The sequence below is a fragment of the Arthrobacter sp. MYb221 genome, assembly GCF_002979835.1.
Taxonomy (GTDB): domain Bacteria; phylum Actinomycetota; class Actinomycetes; order Actinomycetales; family Micrococcaceae; genus Glutamicibacter.
Genome location: NZ_PCPW01000015.1, coordinates 86,705 through 103,692, shown reverse-complemented (window position 1 = coordinate 103,692; position 16,988 = coordinate 86,705). Strand labels below are relative to the sequence as shown.

Annotated in this window: 8 protein-coding genes and 1 pseudogene; 4 read left to right on the top strand and 5 right to left on the bottom strand. The window is 57.7% G+C overall.

Going from position 1 to position 16,988, the window contains the following annotated elements; translation table 11 throughout:
* A partial coding sequence (locus CQ015_RS19525) for an SdrD B-like domain-containing protein (RefSeq protein WP_146114082.1) occupies positions 1 to 6,380 on the bottom strand: 6,380 nt, incomplete at its 3' end.
* Positions 6,381 to 7,005: 625 nt separating this feature from the next.
* Between CQ015_RS19525 and CQ015_RS19455 the strand changes: the two are divergent.
* Positions 7,006 to 7,342 (top strand): annotated as a pseudogene (locus tag CQ015_RS19455) (transposase); the annotation flags it as partial.
* A gap of 49 nt (positions 7,343 to 7,391) precedes the next feature.
* On the opposite strand, the gene hrpB reads toward CQ015_RS19455, so the two are convergent.
* Entirely contained in the window at positions 7,392 to 9,947 is a 2,556-nt protein-coding gene (gene hrpB, locus CQ015_RS15965; protein WP_105650620.1) for an ATP-dependent helicase HrpB, read from the bottom strand.
* Complete coding sequence (locus tag CQ015_RS15960) at positions 9,944 to 10,735, bottom strand: alpha/beta fold hydrolase (protein WP_258138701.1); 792 nt, start codon at positions 10,733 to 10,735, stop codon at positions 9,944 to 9,946. The genes hrpB and CQ015_RS15960 overlap by 4 nt, the downstream gene beginning before the upstream one ends.
* A 166-nt stretch (positions 10,736 to 10,901) precedes the next feature.
* On the opposite strand from CQ015_RS15960, the gene CQ015_RS19055 reads away from it, so the two are divergent.
* Entirely contained in the window at positions 10,902 to 11,045 is a 144-nt protein-coding gene (locus tag CQ015_RS19055) for a hypothetical protein (RefSeq protein ID WP_176484320.1), read from the top strand.
* 154 nt (positions 11,046 to 11,199) lie between these two features.
* On the opposite strand, the gene CQ015_RS15955 is transcribed toward CQ015_RS19055, so the two are convergent.
* On the bottom strand, positions 11,200 to 12,789 hold the full coding sequence (locus CQ015_RS15955) for a hypothetical protein (RefSeq protein ID WP_146112514.1): 1,590 nt from the start codon (positions 12,787 to 12,789) through the stop codon (positions 11,200 to 11,202).
* 257 nt (positions 12,790 to 13,046) lie between these two features.
* Here CQ015_RS15955 and CQ015_RS15950 point away from each other — a divergent pair, with 257 nt between their 5' ends.
* Both CQ015_RS15950 and CQ015_RS15945 read left to right on the top strand, forming a co-directional pair.
* Complete coding sequence (locus CQ015_RS15950; protein WP_105554526.1) at positions 13,047 to 14,108, top strand: aldo/keto reductase; 1,062 nt, start codon at positions 13,047 to 13,049, stop codon at positions 14,106 to 14,108.
* 269 nt (positions 14,109 to 14,377) lie between these two features.
* Positions 14,378 to 15,760, top strand: coding sequence for an NAD-dependent succinate-semialdehyde dehydrogenase (locus CQ015_RS15945; protein ID WP_105650617.1), 1,383 nt, complete (start codon positions 14,378 to 14,380; stop codon positions 15,758 to 15,760).
* Between the two features lie 82 nt (positions 15,761 to 15,842).
* Here CQ015_RS15945 and CQ015_RS15940 read toward each other — a convergent pair whose 3' ends face one another.
* Positions 15,843 to 16,988: an HTTM domain-containing protein gene (locus CQ015_RS15940; RefSeq protein WP_105650616.1), complete on the bottom strand. Its 1,146-nt coding sequence runs from the start codon at positions 16,986 to 16,988 to the stop codon at positions 15,843 to 15,845.

Here is a 16,988-nt window from a genome sequence, read left to right as displayed (position 1 = left end):
TCCGTCGGCTCAGTCGGAGTCGTAGGTTCCGTCGGAGTCGTAGGTTCCGTCGGAGTCGTAGGTTCCGTCGGAGTCGTAGGTTCCGTCGGCTCAGTCGGCTCAGTCGGCTCAGTCGGCTCAGTCGGAGTCGTAGGTTCCGTCGGCTCAGGTTCTGGCTTCAAAACGACGCCTGCATCCCACGTCGGATCGATGCCTTCGGTAGCCTTGAACTCCTGGTCTGAGTATGCCTTGGTCAACGAGGCGTTCTCGTCATCCAAAGTGAACTTGATCGTCAAACCGGACTTTGGATCAGCATCCGAGTCGTTCGAATCATTCTTCCCAGCATTCTGCGAAGTAAATTCATACTTCTTGGTCTGCTCGCCAGTCAATTCGAACTTGACCTGATAGTCACCGGCTGGCAGCTCATCAAAGAGGTAGCGGCCATTCTCATCGGTAGTCGTCGAAGAAACTTTCTCGCCGTTACCGTCAAGCAGGATGACCTTCACACCTTCAAGAACTTCCGAATCACCTTGGAGACCGTCCTCGTTCGCATCAACCCAGACGTAGTCGCCCACGGCATAAGTCTTGACCGGCTCTGGCTTCATTACAAAACCAAAGTCCAGCGTTGGGTCATGCTGGCCGCCTTCGGTCAGACCCTGCGAGCTGGCTTCCCAAGTTGAAGAGTCGTTTTCACGGTTGTCCTCAGTCTCGATAGTCGGAATGTAAGGAGCCAAAGGTTCCTTAGACGCTTCCTGATCGATGCTCACCGTGTATGACTGCCCATCTTCGAGAACCGGCAGGTTGTCAAAGATGTAGTAGCCGTTTTCATCGGTGCTGGTTGGCTCAACAGGCTTGCCATTGACGTCAACTACTGGCTCACCATCTGGTCCAACGAGTTTCAGAACGACATCCTTAATGCCCTTCTCATCCTCGTCCTGCAGTCCGTCACGATTCTCATCAACCCAGACATAGTCGCCAACGGAAACCTTCGGAATAACAAATCCAAAGTCCAAAGTTGGATCATGCTCTCCGTCTTCGGTCAAACCCTGCGAGCTGGCTTCCCAAGTTGAAGAGTCGTTTTCACGGTTGTCCTCAGTCTCGATAGTCGGCATGTAAGGAGCCAATGGTTCCTTAGACGCTTCACGATCGATGCTCACCGTGTAGGACTGGCCCTCTTCAAGGACCGGAAGATCCTTGAATTCATAGAAACCACTCTCGTCGGTGGTGGTTGGCTCAACAGGCTTGCCGTTGACGTCAACAACTTCCTTGCCATCCGGGCCGACGAGTTTCAGAACGACATCTTTAATGCCCTTCTCATCCTCATCTTGCAGTCCGTCACGATTCTCATCAATCCAGACGTAGTCGCCAACGGAAACCTTCGGAGTAACAAATCCGAAGTCCAAAGTTGGATCATGCTCTCCGTCTTCGGTCAAACCCTGCGAGCTGGCTTCCCAAGTTGAAGAGTCATTCTCGCGGCTGTCGTCAGTCTCGATGGTCGGAATGTAAGGAGCCAAAAGTTCCTTAGACGCTTCACGATCGATGCTCACCGTGTAGGACTGGCCCTCTTCAAGGACCGGAAGATCCTTGAATTCGTAGAAACCGTTCTCGTCGGTCATGGTCGGCAGCACTGGGTTACCAAATACATCGATAACTTCCTTGCCATCCGGGCCAACGATGGTCAGAACGACATCCTTGATGCCCTTTTCATCCTCATCCTGCAGTCCGTCACGATTTTCATCGATCCAGACGTAGTCACCAACTGAGACCTTTTCCTTCTCTTCAGGCTTGAAGGTGATACCAGTCTTGATTGGCTCTTGGCTGCGGTAATCGGTCTTGCCATTTACCTGAGCCTGGGCTGCGTAACCAAAGGAGTTCCACGCGGGAGCGAAATCTGAAGTTCCCTCTGGCATTTCAGTTTCCGAAACTGTTGTGAAGGTCAGCGATACACCTTCGCCTGGCGCAAACCCGTCGGACGAATCCAAAACAAGTTTGATGCCCTTGATTTCCTTCGGGTTGGCCGGACGTTCGGTGGTCCAGTTTCCTTCACAACCTGCCCATGGATCCTGCATATTGGCGCCGCTTGGCTTGCATTGCGCGGGATCACCGGTCAGGTAAGACAGCACCATGTCGGTTCCTGCAGGAACTTCTGGCAGCTTGATGTCCAAGAGGGTCGGAACCCACTGGGAACCACGCGGGGCGTTGGCCTGGGAACCCGTTACTCCGGTGTCTCCGACGTACGGGAAGATATCCAGAATTTCCATGTGCTGCGCGTTAACGTTGCCGGTGTTGGTAACGCTGAGGTTCCACTCTGCGATACCACCCGGTTTGGTCTCCACGATGCATGGGTAACGATAGAATCCACCTTCAAACGCGTAGCAGGCTTCGTCGTTTTCAACCTTGGAATTGACGTTGTAAACGCCAGTCTTCTCGGTCTGCTCACCGCTCAAAACCTCGCGAACGAGCTTACGTGATGAGTAGGCTTGGCCTTCGATGACCGAAACGAGATGGTCATCGCTGCTCTCTTCGGAGTTGTCACCGCTGAAGGTAACCTTGTTCTCCAGTTTTTCTTTCGCGTTCAGCCCGCCACGCACGGTGGTTGGTAACTTCACGGTGATCGATTCACCTGGGTACAGTTTGGTTCCCTCGGGGAAACTGAACTTCAGCGAATTGTCTTCTTCAACCGCGGTAACCTTCGAGATGTCAACCGCGGTGCCTTCCGGCGCTTGGTTGAATTTCTTCTCAAAGGAATACGAAGTCAGCGACTGCCATTCAGGATCAAGAATCAGCTTCGGTCCCTGGGCATCGTTCGGCAATATATCGGTAATGACAGGGTTCAAGACCGCGTCGGTACCGTTATTGGTGACGGTGAACGTGTAGTTCAACTCGCGGCCCGGTGCGATTTGCCCGTTAGGGGCATCCGAATTCTTTGAAACCTCGGAGTTGGTCTCTCCGGGGTTGAATACCAAAGCATCAGTTGCATCGTCGGTGTCACGATCCTGGCCCAGACGGGAGACCTCTGCCGATGCAGTGTTCTCGGTTGTCAGCGCCTGGGTTTCACCAGGATTTCTCTGGCCCTCTTCGAGTGCAATCAGTTCACCACTGCGCAGGGTGTACCGTGGCAGAACATTGAACTTGATGGTTGTGTCATTGCTAAGTAGCTCTTCGAAGTTGCGGCCTTCCGCAGTGACTCGAACGCCTTGAACCTGATCATTGGCTGGTTTGGTGGTAGTCCACTCCCCGCCTTCAGCGACCAGCGTTCCATCTTTCAACACATACTCCGCACCGGTGAAGTACTCGATAGTGACATCGTAGACACGGCTGTTTGGGACGGGGTCCCATCCGGCGAAATCGAAGGTGTTCCAGAAGGTTGGATCCTGATCCACAATCTGAACATAGTCGGCCTTGTGGGTTCCGCTATTAACATTCAGGGTGACGTTTACCGGTGCGGGGTTGCCGTTGCTGGTAAAGAAATCGATCGGACCTTCGGGGTTGAACGTCTTGGTCAGGGTCGCATTGAGATCCACCGAGTTTTCGGTAATGATCTCCAGCGGTGCCTGTGGTTCTTTGACAGCCGATTCGTCGCCACGCTGAACGGTCGCTACAGCCGTGTTCGGCAGAACGTAGCCGCGCATGCCGTCAATACGGTCAAGCTCGGCCAATGCTGCGTCGATTGGCTGGGCCGGATCCGAGCCACGCAGCTCATCGCGCAGCTCGGTGCCAACGGAGACCCAGAACTCGGTGTCGCGTGGAACCAGCTTTTCGCCGTCCTTCGCGAGGTTGAATTCGAATGCGGTGACCTCTTCCCAGCTTCGTCCTTCGGGAAGCATTGGAGTCAGGGCGTCCTCACCGGTGAAGTTGATTTCGCCAGTAGCGGTCTTCAAAGTCAGGTGGGCTAGATCCTGGAGTGCTTCGTCGGATAGTTGTGCACTGATACCTGTAATGTCAACGTAGTCAAAAGGGTTAACTTCGTCAGCTTTCGAATCAACAATCGAAAGCTTGTCGACGCCATAGGTCGAAGTGTTCTTCGCCCACAGGTTCAAGGTGCTCGTCGGGTTCTTGTTCGTCGGCGCCTCGGAAACAGGTTTCTGAACGATGACGTTCCGGTCCCAGGACTTCGAGCTCTGCAGCTGAATTTCCTTATCGACCCAGACTGATCCTTCGGTGCCATCACCGTTGTTGATGCCCAGAACGTTGTCGGTTTTCAGCTCATCGGTGAGAACATCGGTGACCTCGAAGTTGACTTGTGCCCGCACATCCTTGTCATGCGGGAACGTGCCTGAATCGCGGGTGTAGGTAACCCGAACCCCGGTAGCTCCTTCGGGCATTGGGGTGTTCTCGATTTTATTGCCGTCTTCGGAGACAGCCAATTCAATCCAGTTGTTGTCGGAGTCCTTGTACTCCACAACAACTTTGGTAGCGCCCTGAGTAGATGGCACCGAGACGCTAGTGGCCTTGAATGCTGGAACCATTGACGCGAAGTCGTCGGTCTGCACGATCTCGCGGACGTCCATGTTGGTATTGGTCTGATCAGCCTTGGTATTTAGCCAAACACTAGTCTTGTCGCCCGGAATACCTTCGATGCGGTGGGGATTGAATCCTTTGCCTCCGATCAAAGCGAATCTTGGCTCCTGAACCAGCAAGGTAGCACCGGCTTCGTCTTCAACGACGTCTTGGTTTCCAGATGGAGTGCCTTGGCCCAGAACCACGTTCTTGTAGCCCTCGGCAGAAACTGCAGTGGCCAGAACTTCGAATTCGAACTCGAATCCTGCGCTAGGGGCGAAAGTTCCATCGAAGGATATTTCAAAGCCCTTGACATCGCTACCTGCAGGAAGGTTCTCCGGCAGGGAGATCTTCCCGTCAACATTTTCAAGTGGGTATTCTGTACCGGCGACCGTCAGCAAACCCGTGGCGGCTCCGGCTGGCCAGGTGCCGCCGTTGAACTTGCTGAAGTTAAGGCCTTCGCCGAACGGTGAAGTACCCGTTGCGGGTTCCTTCAAGGTTAAGTTAGTGAGATTTCGGTTTGAGGTGTTGGTCAGTCCAAGCTTCACCGTGGAAGCATTGCGCCCATCACCAATTTCTGCGGCATCACCAGCAACCACCAGCTCCGGGGCGAAGGACTTGGTGGCATCCACCGTGTAGTTTGCCGACTCAATCACGAAGCTATCTTCAGCAGTGAAAGGGTCATTCTGTTCGCCGTTAGGGAGTACTGCGATGATGTTGGTTTCATTCGCGACCACAGCGGCTTCGGCACCATCGCGTAGGACGGTGTTCAGCGGAATCGAGCCGGTTGTACCGTTGGCGATGATTCCGCCTTCGGTGTCGGTTGATTTCGTTGAGGTGAAGACGAATTCAAACCCGGTAATGGTTTTTAGATCAAAGCCTTCCGGGAATACGGGCGGTGCATTGGGGTTAGCGGTTTCCAGAACCTGTGGTTCTGGCGCGTCGCCCACGAAGTAGGAAACGACGAGTTCATCGGCACCCTCTGGGTAGACGATGTCGCCGAATCCGGTGAATTCAACTGAAGCGAATGGATCGGTATCGCCCGAAGGCTCCTCGATGACCATCGAGGATGCGCCCACCTTGGAGGTGTTCTTGATTCCGCCGAGCGTCGCGCTGATGTTCTTATCAGACCCCTGCTCCAGCACATCCTCGGACCACTGCTTAGTAATTTCGGCGTTGGGAGCCAGATCAATGTTCGGAATAACAGCTTCGGCTGGATCCTTGATGGATCCAAGATCAGAAGTCAGCTCGGCTTCGTTGATCAGCTGCTGGCCATTGAACTTTGGGTCCGCGTTATCGGGGAACTTCGCCACGATGGTTATCGTGTAGTCGGTGCCATCGTTGATACCGACTTTCCCGGGACGGTCCTCGGAGGTCTCATTAAAAGTCAGCTTTACCGAAGTGCCATCTTCTGCGGGTTCTTCGGTAACATCCTTCGCGAACCCGTTGTAATTAATGCTATCCAGAACTAGTGGTTCAGGAAGCAAATCAATCAGGTACGCATCGCTACATGGTTCAGTGTTGGAGGAGCAGCCCAGCTTGATCTCGTAGTTGACAAAATCGCCCGGACGAATTGCTTCACTACTTGTCAGGTTCTTTTCCAAGAACATGCCGGCACCGGCGGCGGCACGAGTACCAACTTGCGGCGTTACTGTGCCCTGAACATTATTGGCTGCTGCGGATTCTTCGTCCGCTCCTGAATCGCTTGCTTGTTGACCTTCCGGTCCGCCTTCTTGCGAGTCGGTGCCTATGGCAGCTGTATCAGCTACAGACGAATCGGGGGAAGGAGCCGCCACTGCTGGCGCCACACCTGCCATTCCGACTCCGACGGTTACCGCAAGGAACGAGGCAAGCATAGATTTCCAGCGTTTTGAAACGCCAGGCTCTTGCTCAATTCGCATTTTATATTCCCATTTACCGTTGTTAAGCAGGGCGGAAAACACCTGTCTATTTCCCTAAACGCAGACGTCCGCCACTGTGGACTTCGCAAGCCTAACAAGATGATAAATAGGAGTATCTGAGAAGAATGAGCCGAAGCCAGAGGTCGTATTGCTACGCAAAAAATGTGCGGGGCATAGAGTAACCAGATTTCAACAAGTTCACAAGCATGAATTTTCACCGACAAGTTTCTCCGATTACCCTCACAGATATATCTGTCCTGTTCAAAAAATATTTTTCATAGACAAAGATTGCATCATTCGCCATTTTTGAGTGAGAAAATCTCGATTACATGGGATTATTTATAACTTTTTTCATCATCGAACAAAGGCTGAAGTCATCAATGCCCGAAAATCACGCTTTTCGCGACTCGCAAGAGCTCTAAAGGCGGAGGCTTCTTCGCCATATCATGCAAATATGTGACTAACCTCGCGTTGCGTGGCGTGAATTATTAGCCTTCTTCGCAGCCCCCAGGCAGTGCGTCGGGATCGACCAGTTGGACTCCGATCACCTCGCCTAAGCAATTGAATTCACCCTGAAATTCACCCTCCCTAACCGCGATTACCGTCTCCGCATATCTACCAATAGGTTGAACGGCCGAAGCTGACTCCAGAAACGGATCCGGTGATCGGGGTAATCTACGCGATCAAGGAGCATGTCGGAGAGCTGCTGAAACCACGGCTATTCATGAATTCCAGTCCCGGTGGGCGATGCCCTAGATGTCCTTGAACGCCACTAAAATGAGTGAGGCGAAATCGTTTTGTTCCGTTCGTTGACCGCGTAGCGGCGGGAAATGCTGATCTTCGTGAGGACCGGACTAACCATTGCTAGGGATGAAGCATCGAATTCGACGGCTAAGAACCTCAAACACATCGGCCGAAGTTATCAGAATCATGCTCATTGTCGGATCAGGATCTTGTTATAAATGCCATGCTTTCGGCCGTGCTGAACAGGCTGCACCACGCTTGCTTCTTTTAAGCGCCACTTTCCCGGCGCAGACGATTCTTGGTGTAGGCCGTCGCCTGATGCTCCCACGGGTCTTCGGGCCAAGGGTGCCGCGGATACTTGCCGCGCATTTCGGCACGTACCTGCGCGTAGGGTCCGTTGAAGAAAGAGATGAGATCCTCGGTCACCGCAAGCGGACTGCCGGCCGGTGAAAGCAGATGGAACTGCACCGGAAGCATCCCGCGCACCAGCCGCGGGGATTCGCTAAGCCCAAAGCACTCCTGCAGCTTGACCGCCACCACCGCCGGACCGCCTTCATCCACCGGCGGATAGCCAATGCGAATCCGCGATCCGGACGGGACCTGCAAACGCTCGGGAACCAACGAGTCGAATTCGTGCGCATGCTGCCACGGCAACAGGGTGCGCAACGCGCCGACGAGGTCGACCTTCCCCGCGGGCTTCCCCGCGGCGATCTGCTCCAGGCCGGAGGCCAGCCACTGCTGCGCCGTCTGCACCAGCGTCGGCTCATCTACCGGCACAAAAGGCGCACCCAGCAATCGGTAGGCCACCGCCATCCGGCGCCGCAGCGCTTCAAAGGCCGGCTGCTCGCCAAAGAGCGCCAGCGACTGCTCGCGCAACGCCGTTGCCGCCGCCTGCCGGCCGAGTTCCTTGGTGGCCTTGATCGGGTGGGCGGAAAGCTCGATGGCGCCGAAGGATTCGACCTTGCGTGCCGAGATTTTCCCGTCCACCAGTTTCGCGCTCTCGGTGATCCGGTGCAGGTGGCCCAGCAGGCCGAGAACTTGTTCCCACTCGATACCCGCGGCGCGGCGGATCACCGCTCCGGTGCTGGTCCCGGCCCGGGTCACCTCGGTGATGGCCAAGAATTCATAATGGGCCAGATGGCTTCCGCGGGGCAGCGAAGCGCGTGTGCCCGAGGCCAGCAGGTAGTCGTTGTCCTGGACCTTGCGCGCCACCCATTGCGGGTAGGCCAGAGCGCAGACTCCGGCGAGCGCCCCGTCAGGATCCACGGCCGGAACCTGCCCGGCGAGGCGTTCAAGACGTTTGGCTTCTTGCACCCAGGCCCGGTGTCCCGGATGCGAAGGCCGGCGAACGGAGCTCAGCAGCTCGTTCAGATCGGCGTTGGCGATGCGTTCGGTGCTCGCCAACAGTGCGACCGCTTCCGCGGTGGGACGCGAGCCGAAATGCTCGGCACCGGCCAGCAAGGCGCGGGCGGTGCGTGGGTCGGCCGGAATCTTCACCATCCGTTCGCCCAGGGCGGTGATTTTTCCTTGCTCGTCCACCGCGTCCAAGCTGCGCAGCACCTCTTCGTCGGTGCGCATCGTGCCCGGCGGCGGCTCCTCCCACAGGGCGAGCCCTTCACCGCGCGGGGTACCCCAAGCGGCCAGAGAAAGCGCGGCCTGCACCAGGTCTCCGGTCTGCATCTCGGGGGCCGAATGAGCCGGTGCGGCCGCGAAGGACTTGGGGTCAAGGGTCCGCACCACGGTTCCTGCCCCGAGCCGCCCGGCACGGCCGGCACGCTGCGTGGCCGCGGCACGGCTGGCGACCACCGTCACCAGGCCGCCAAAGCCACGTGCCGCGTCCCTGCGTGGTTCGCGCGCATAGCCGGCATCGATCACCAGGTGGACGCGCGGTACGGTCAGCGAGGATTCGGCGATCGAGGTGGAAACGATAATTCGCGGTCCCTGCGCAGCCGAAGGCTCGCTGAGTACCTCGTCTTGGGCCTTGGTGGGGATCTGCGAATGCAGTGCAAAGGCTTGGATGCCCGAGGCGCCGATCTGGGCACAGACACGGTCGACCTCGCGTGCTCCGGGAACGAAGACCAAGGTATCTACCGTTGACTTGGTACCGCGGTTTTGCTGGCGCGAATGCTTCACCGCCACCTGAGCGACATGGCGCAGGTACTCGTCGCTCAACCCGCGCTCGGAGTTGCGCCTACCGGCAAAGCTGTCGAAGAGCTCGGCCACCTCGAATTGCGCGGTGTTGGCGGTAAGCACCGGGGCCGGGGTCTGCCGGGCCAGCAGCTGCGACAGCTCCCGGGCTTGCAGGGTGGCGCTCATGACGATCAGACTGAGATCCTCACGCAATTCGCTGACCTGGTTGACCATGGCCAGCAACAGGTCCGTGTCGATGGACCGTTCGTGGACCTCATCGATGATGACCGCGCTGACCCCCGCCAGGTCGGGGTCCCCCAGCAGCCGGCGGAGCATCAGGCCGGCGGTGACAAATTCAATCTGGGTGTTCGCGGAGCTTTGGCGTTCCCCGCGTACCGCAAAACCTACCCGGTCCCCCAGGGCCGAGCCATCGAGCTGGGCCAGGCGCCGGGCCGCGGCACGTGCCGCCACCCGGCGTGGCTGGGTGACGATAATTTTTCCGGTGAGTCCTTGCACCGCCAGCGCCTCGGCCACCGTTGGTGGAACGATGGTGGTTTTGCCCGAGCCCGGTGGCGCCTGAATCACCAGCGGCTGGTTTGGATGGGCACACAGCGCGGCGTGCAGTTCCGCGCGGCTGGGTCCGAAGGCCAACCCCGCGGCGATGCGTTCCAGGTTGAAGGCAGCCCGGCTCATGCTCGCGGTACCGTCCAGAAATTTTCGATCGCACTCACCACCGGTTCGATGGGGCAGAGCGTGCTGCCGTGGGTCCGCCCGGCCAGAGCCACCATGCGGGCGTTGGGCATGGCGCGAGCCATGATCTTATTCTGCTCGAAGCGCGGCTGGTCGCGCGTGCCGATGAGCAGCAAGGTGGGAACCGTGATCTTGGCCAGCTGGTTCAGCGCGATATTCTGCACCGTTTCCGCTGCCTCATAGTAGGCGGCCAGGGCCAGCGGATCATTGGAAAGGAACGCAAACCTGGTAGCGGGATCCAGCCGTCCCCTGGTTTCCTGACCGGTCACAAACCCTTCGATGTCCCCCTGGCGCAGCACGTCGAGGTAGCCGGGGAAGAAGAGCTTGCCGATTTCCCCGTCGGTGATCTCAAAGGTGCCGCCGAGCATGGTCAAGGACAACACGCGTTCGGGGCTCTGCATCGCCACCTGCAGCCCGCTGCGAGCGCCAAAGGAATAGCCGATGACATGTGCGGCAGCAATACCTAGGTGATCGAGCACCGCATGGATATCGCCGGCGATTTTCTCCATGGTGTAATCGGCGGCCCGGTGGGATTTCACCGATTTGCCGTGGCCGCGCAGGTCCATGCGAATGGTGCGGCGGTTGCCGCCCAGCGCCTTGGTGTATCCCAGCCCGCGCCAGATCGAGCGAGATAGCGCCGACCCGTGCAGGAAAAGAATCGGCTCGCCCGCGGCACCGTCGTCATCAAAGAAGATCTCGGAATTATCTGCGGGGTTATTGATCATTGGCATATAAGCGATTAAATCCTGTCGGGGGCCAGCGGGCAATTTACGTCCCCGCGGCGCGGGCGGCGCTGCCGGTTTTCTATCGACATTGACCGGCAAAAGTATGACACTGAAGGTATGTGGTCGGCGGTTTGACCGCCCAGACACCTAGACCTGCGAGGGAAGGAGCATCATGAGCAATCATCCAGACGAAGAAGTCGGCGCCGAGACTCAAGAACAAGCCAAAGCTCACGTGAAGCACGATCATGACGAGGAGATGGTGGAGGAATGGGAAGACGAATCATTCCCTGCCTCCGACCCACCATCAAACTACTAGGCACGCTAAATCCTAGGAAGCGTTAACTTGGCACCCAGCTGGCGGTAAGGATCTCCTCCTAGAGTGGTTATTACCTTCTCAAGGGTGCGAGTGAATTAGAAGAACCGGTCCGCGCGGACGTTACCTCCTTGACCCCGCGGATCGGTTCTTCATTTTAATCCTCCGCGCGCTGCTTGGTGAACTCGATGGTGGTGGCGCTGCTTGCCGCCACATCCAGTTGCAGCTTCCCTGAGGCATTCTTGGCCACGCCGCTGCCTTTGGCGGCGAATGGCGCTATGGCCGTCAGCTCGGTGGCTTTTATGGCACCGTTTTCTGGGGCATGGATCTGTGCCGCCCGTGTGGCCTTGTATCCCTGCGGAACATTCACCGTGACCGGGTTCTTCGATATTTTCGCCGCATCGTTCTTGTTCACTACGGTGACCAGCACTCGGCTGTTTTTCGCCTTGACGGCGTAGGCCTGGAGGTTTTTGTCTCCGGAGAGCGTCGTCTTCATGAACTGGCTACCGACGCTCAAGCGCGCCAAGCGCATGGCGAGATAGTTCGGCTGGGCCAGCACCTGCCCTGCGCCCAGTTCCCCGGTGCCTTCGGCGGAGCAAACGACAGACATCGGCGCGCCTCCGCGGCAGGCTCCGAGCATCGAGTGCATGTTCATGCGCTCCACGCCCAAACGTGCGGAGTCAAAGATATGGTCCACCGTCCACAGCGCGCTCGCGTGCGTGCGGGAGGTGTTGTTTGTGCCCGGGCAGCTGGTTGAACCGGTCTCTTCCACCCACAGCGGCAGCTTCTTCGCCTCGGCCTTGTCCAAACCGATGCCAATCATCTTCTTGGCGCTATTGCTCACCACCGGGTCCAAGAGGTTCTGCCACTCGGGGCCGCGGCCGGGAATTTTCTCCGAGGAACAATCGTAGGTCGCGTAGTAATGCTGGGTCAGCGCGGTGGTGTTGGGGAGTTTTGCGTCGAGAAATGCGCTCATCCACGAACCGTCAAAGACTCCGGGACCAACGAGCGGAACCTCGCTCCCGGTCTCCTGGTCAATTGCCTTGGCATAGGCTCGCACCTGGGTGACAAACTTCTTCTCATTCCACTGGGAAGGTTCGCGTATCCGGAGTCCCGGGCGGGCATCATTGGTATAGCCGTTGGGTTCGTTGCCAATGGAGATTCCCACCAGGTGATCACCGAAAATCTCTGCCGCGTGCTTAGCCATATCGGCCCCGCGCTTCGGGTCGTAGGTGCCAAGGGGGATGCCGATGGTCACCTTCGCGTCGATCTTCTTGACGGTTTTCATCACGCGCTCAAGGTCTTGTGGAGTGACCAGGGTCTTGCCCTTGGGAGCTTTTTCACCGGTGGAGGTCCAGAACATTTCCCGATCCAGGACATTGCCGCCGAAGCGCAATCCGGGTTGCCCCAACCCGATGAGCATTTCATCGAGATTGCCCGCTGCAGGGTCCCAGCGTGGGTCGCTGAGTTCGGTTGCTTCGAAGGACACACCGATATTGTCATCGCTCAGGCTGGTTCCGAGATTCGAGGCTCCCACCGTGAGGGTGGCCGCCTTGCCATCGGAACGCTTGTTGAACTCCTGCGCGAACTCGGGCAGCGGCTCGGGTGTGGGCTTGGGCGGAGAAGCTACAGCCGAATTTGAGGCGTTGGGTTCTTGCTGATTCTGCCCCGACCCGCCCGAGGAGCAGCCGGCTAGCAGGCCGCAGATCAACATGGCGGCAAGGGATTTTGTCGCTTTGGAAATCACGAAGGTCCTCACAGTTATTTGCAGCATATCCAAACTTCACCCTATCGCGGGAGCGCTTATTCTCTGCTGACGTGACTTCTTCTGCGCCGCACAAGAAACCGCGATGCATACCAATAAATGCCCTGCAGTTTTCGGCTGCCCCTCCCCTGGATCTCGGGTTCACTTTTATTCGCGGCCTTTAAATCGGTGATGAACCGGTAGTTCTGCCATAGAGTTGTGCACAGATAGCAACAGGTCTTTCTACAGAAAGGTTCTACGTGGAGTACGAACTCGTTAATCCGCATCCAGACAGCCACCGCCCCTATGTCGCTGCAGCTAGCCGCTATGAGAACTTCGGCTACCGTCGCGTCGGTGATTCCGGCCTCGTGCTGCCTCCGCTGTCTTTGGGCCTGTGGTGGAACTTCGGCGACAACCGCCCCTTCGCAACCCAGCGCGAAGTCCTACGCCACGCGTTTGACCATGGCATCAACCACTTCGACCTGGCGAATAACTACGGACCTCCGGCCGGCTCGGCGGAAGAGAACTTTGGGCGCATGATGCGCAAGGATTTCATGCCGTACCGCGATGAGCTGATCATCTCCTCGAAGGCCGGCTACGAGATGTGGGCCGGGCCTTTCGGCACCTACGGTTCACGCAAGTACTTGCTGGCGTCGGCAGAAGCGTCGCTGAAGGCGATGAACCTGGACTACGTGGATATCTTCTATTCGCACCGCTACGATCCGAAGACTCCCCTGGAGGAGACCATCGGCGCGCTCGATACCCTGGTGCGCCAGGGCAAGGCCACCTATGTGGGCATCTCCTCCTATTCGGCCGAACGCACCGCGCAGGCCAAGGCGATCGCAGTCGAGCTGGGCACCCCGCTGGTAATCCACCAGCCGTCCTACAACATCTTGAACCCTTGGGTTGAGCATGGCTTGCTGGCTACCTTGGAAAAGGAAGATATGGGAGCCATCGCGTTCACCCCGCTAGCGCAGGGTCTGCTGACGGATAAGTACCTCAAGGGCACCGAAGTGCAACGCCAGGGCGGGCGCCGCTCCCTCGAAGCCCAACTGACCGAGGGGAACCTGGCCAAGATCCACAAGCTCAACGACATCGCGCAACGCCGCGGCCAGTCGCTGGCGCAGATGTCCTTGGCCTGGCTGCTGCGCGAGGGCGCGGCAACTTCGGTGCTGATCGGAGCTTCCTCTACCAAGCAGCTCGATGAGAACCTGGGCGCGTTGAACAACCTTCAGTTCACCGAGTCCGAGCTCAAGGAGATCTCTGAGATCGCCCAGGGCGACGCCGGAATCGACTGGTGGAAGAACTCCGCGATCAGCTAAATCCTGCGTCCGGCCAATACACCCACAAGACGTTGCTCGGAACATCTTGTGGGTGTTTTGCTTTCCACAGCGAACGGGAGACATTCGCGAGGAATCAGTCATAAATTCCAGACGTTTCAACGGATCTGCGTGTGGCTGAATTTTTGAACTGAGGATATGCTCGAATAAGACGCTTCGTGAAGTGATTCACATTCATTTTACGGACGTGGTGCGTATCGTGGAATCCACATACCCACACCAGACCTCAACTCAGACTAGACAGGAGCATCATGAGCGCCCCGACCTATAAGGTACTTAACCCAGCGACCGGTCAGATCGTTGAAGAATTCCCGGCAGCTACAGATGAGCAGGTCGAGCAGGCGCTCACGTCGGCGCAATCGGCCTTTGAATCGTGGCAGAACGTCGACATCAACGAACGCGCGAAGATCGTCAACCGGGTCGCGCAGCTCTTCGCTGATCGTGCAGATGAACTTGGCAAGATCATGACCATTGAAATGGGCAAGCCGCTGTCCGAAGCCGTGGGCGAGGCAGAATACTGCAAGGAGATCTTCGAATACTTTGCGACCGAAGGTCCAACCTTGGCCGCAGATCAGGAGATCAAGTCCTTCTCCGGAGGCCGGGCAGTCGTCCAGCGCCGCCCGGTCGGCCCGCTGCTTGGCATCATGCCGTGGAACTTCCCGCTCTACCAGGTGGCCCGCTTCGCCGCCCCCAACCTGATGCTGGGCAACACCATCGTGCTCAAGCACGCCGAGTCCTGCCCGCGTTCGGCATTGGCCCTCCAAGAAATCATGGACGAGGCAGGCGTGCCCACAGGCGTCTACAACAACGTCTTCGCCACCCATGATCAGATCTCCACGATCATCGCCGACCCGCGCATTCAGGGCGTATCGCTGACCGGCTCCGAACGCGCCGGCGCAATCATTGGCGAGCAGGCCGGACGCAACCTGAAGAAAGCCGTGCTGGAACTGGGCGGCTCGGATCCGTTTGTCGTCCTCGACTCCGATGACGTTGCCGGCATCGCCGAAACCGCGTGGAGTTTCCGCATCGACAACACCGGTCAGGCCTGCAACTCGAATAAGCGCATGATCGTCATGGACGATATCTTTGACGGCTTCGTCGCCGAACTGACCAAGCGCGCCGACGGGCTCACCCCCGGTGACCCGCTGGCCGAACTTGAAGGCACCTTCGCCCCGCTCTCCTCACGCAAGGCAGCCGAAGACCTTGACGCCCAGGTGCAGGACGCGGTGTCCAAGGGTGCCACCTTGCACGCCGGTGGCGTGCTGCACGAGGGGCCAACCGCCTACTACTCCCCCGCGGTACTCAGCGGCGTCACCAAGGACATGCGCGCCTACTATGAGGAGCTCTTCGGCCCGGTAGCCGTGGTGTATAAGGTCACCAGCGACGACGAAGCGCTGGAGCTCGCCAACGACACCATCTACGGCCTGGGCGGTTCGGTGCACTCCACCGACGAGGCCCGCGCCGCGAAGGTCGCTATGGGGTTGCAGTCCGGGATGGCGAACGTGAACATTGCAGCTGCCGAGGGTGCAGAAATGCCGTTTGGTGGCGTGAAGCGCTCGGGCTTCGGCCGCGAACTCGGGCCGCTGGGCATGGAAGAATTTGTGAACAAGCGCCTGTTCTACATCGGCGACTAAAGACATAACTACAGCGTCCCTCGGATCTCTTAACCAAGAGTTCCGAGGGACGCTGTAGTTTAACCGGTGTTTACGGATCCGGCTAAACGGTGATCTTTTCACGCACCGAGGTGTCTCCCTCGGTCGGCGTGGTGGTTTCTGCAAACTCAGTAACCGAGTCGGTGCCGTCGCCTCGCGCCGAACTCTTGAACCAGTTCGCCAAGCGAACCCAGGTCACGTCGCGGATGAAGATCGCATCGATGGCGACCATTGCAAGTGAGAACCACGGAAGCCCCATCAGGACCGCAATCCCGATATGGAACGAAACCATTCCGAAGAGAACCGGAATGCGGGTCCAGCGGAAGAGCAATGCCCCCGGGAAGGTCAACTGCAAAATAATCGAGCCAATGGCACCCAGAGCCACCGTCCAACCCATGGTGGTGATCAGCTCACTCAGCTCAGGCCACGGCCCAAATCGCATCGTATGCAAGGGACCATAAACCGCGCTACCGTCACGCCATGGTTCACCGCCGGCCTTGAAAAGGGCACCGGAGACATAAATCATGAACACCTGGCAGGCAAGTGCCACAATGGCCAGATTGTGCCAAAGGTTTGTCAGGTTGGTCGGTAGTATCCGAGTCCCCTTGACGAGCTTGGCCAGGATTGGCCCCTGGAAGTTCTGATTTTTCGCTCTGCGTTTCGCATCAAATGACCAACGAGCCGAATGGTCGGTGAACATCAGCAGGAACAGCCCGATACGCAAGGCATTATCGCCTTGATCGCCTCCGAAATATGCAGACTCGATCAGCCCGATCCAAAGAACCAAGAAGACCGGGAGCACAACCCTGGCACGGAATCCAACCAGGAGCGCTCCGGCGAGAACCATGAGTATAAGGAAATACCCGGTCACGGCAACATCATTGGCTGCGATGGAGTCGAATATGCCAAATATGGAGTATTTGGCGAATGGGCCTGTCGATTCGGCGAGTTTTCCAGTCCAGGCCGATGCGCTGCCGTAGGTGTAGTAACGCGTATTGAAGTTGGTCAGCAATAACCCCAGCGCCGCGCAGGCGAAGAGCATACGGGCGACTGCAATACCATAGCTTGCTCGCTTGGCGTCATATAGCCAAGCTTCGATATCGTGAACAACTCCGGCACAAGCAGCTATAAAGTGTCCCGGCGCGTCACGCCAAAGCGACTTCCACAAGTTCGAGATGACATTACCGGTTCGTGAGAATGCGTTCGACAT

What these genes read in the sequence shown, in the direction of transcription:
- hrpB (WP_105650620.1), bottom strand. Translation starts at nt 9,947, where the DNA reads ATGAGCCGGGCTGCCTTCAACCTGGAACGCATCGCCGCGGGGTTGGCC.
- CQ015_RS15960 (WP_258138701.1), bottom strand. Translation starts at nt 10,735, where the DNA reads ATGCCAATGATCAATAACCCCGCAGATAATTCCGAGATCTTCTTTGAT.
- CQ015_RS19055 (WP_176484320.1), top strand. Translation starts at nt 10,902, where the DNA reads ATGAGCAATCATCCAGACGAAGAAGTCGGCGCCGAGACTCAAGAACAA.
- CQ015_RS15945 (WP_105650617.1), top strand. Translation starts at nt 14,378, where the DNA reads ATGAGCGCCCCGACCTATAAGGTACTTAACCCAGCGACCGGTCAGATC.
- CQ015_RS15940 (WP_105650616.1), bottom strand. Translation starts at nt 16,988, where the DNA reads ATGTCGAACGCATTCTCACGAACCGGTAATGTCATCTCGAACTTGTGG.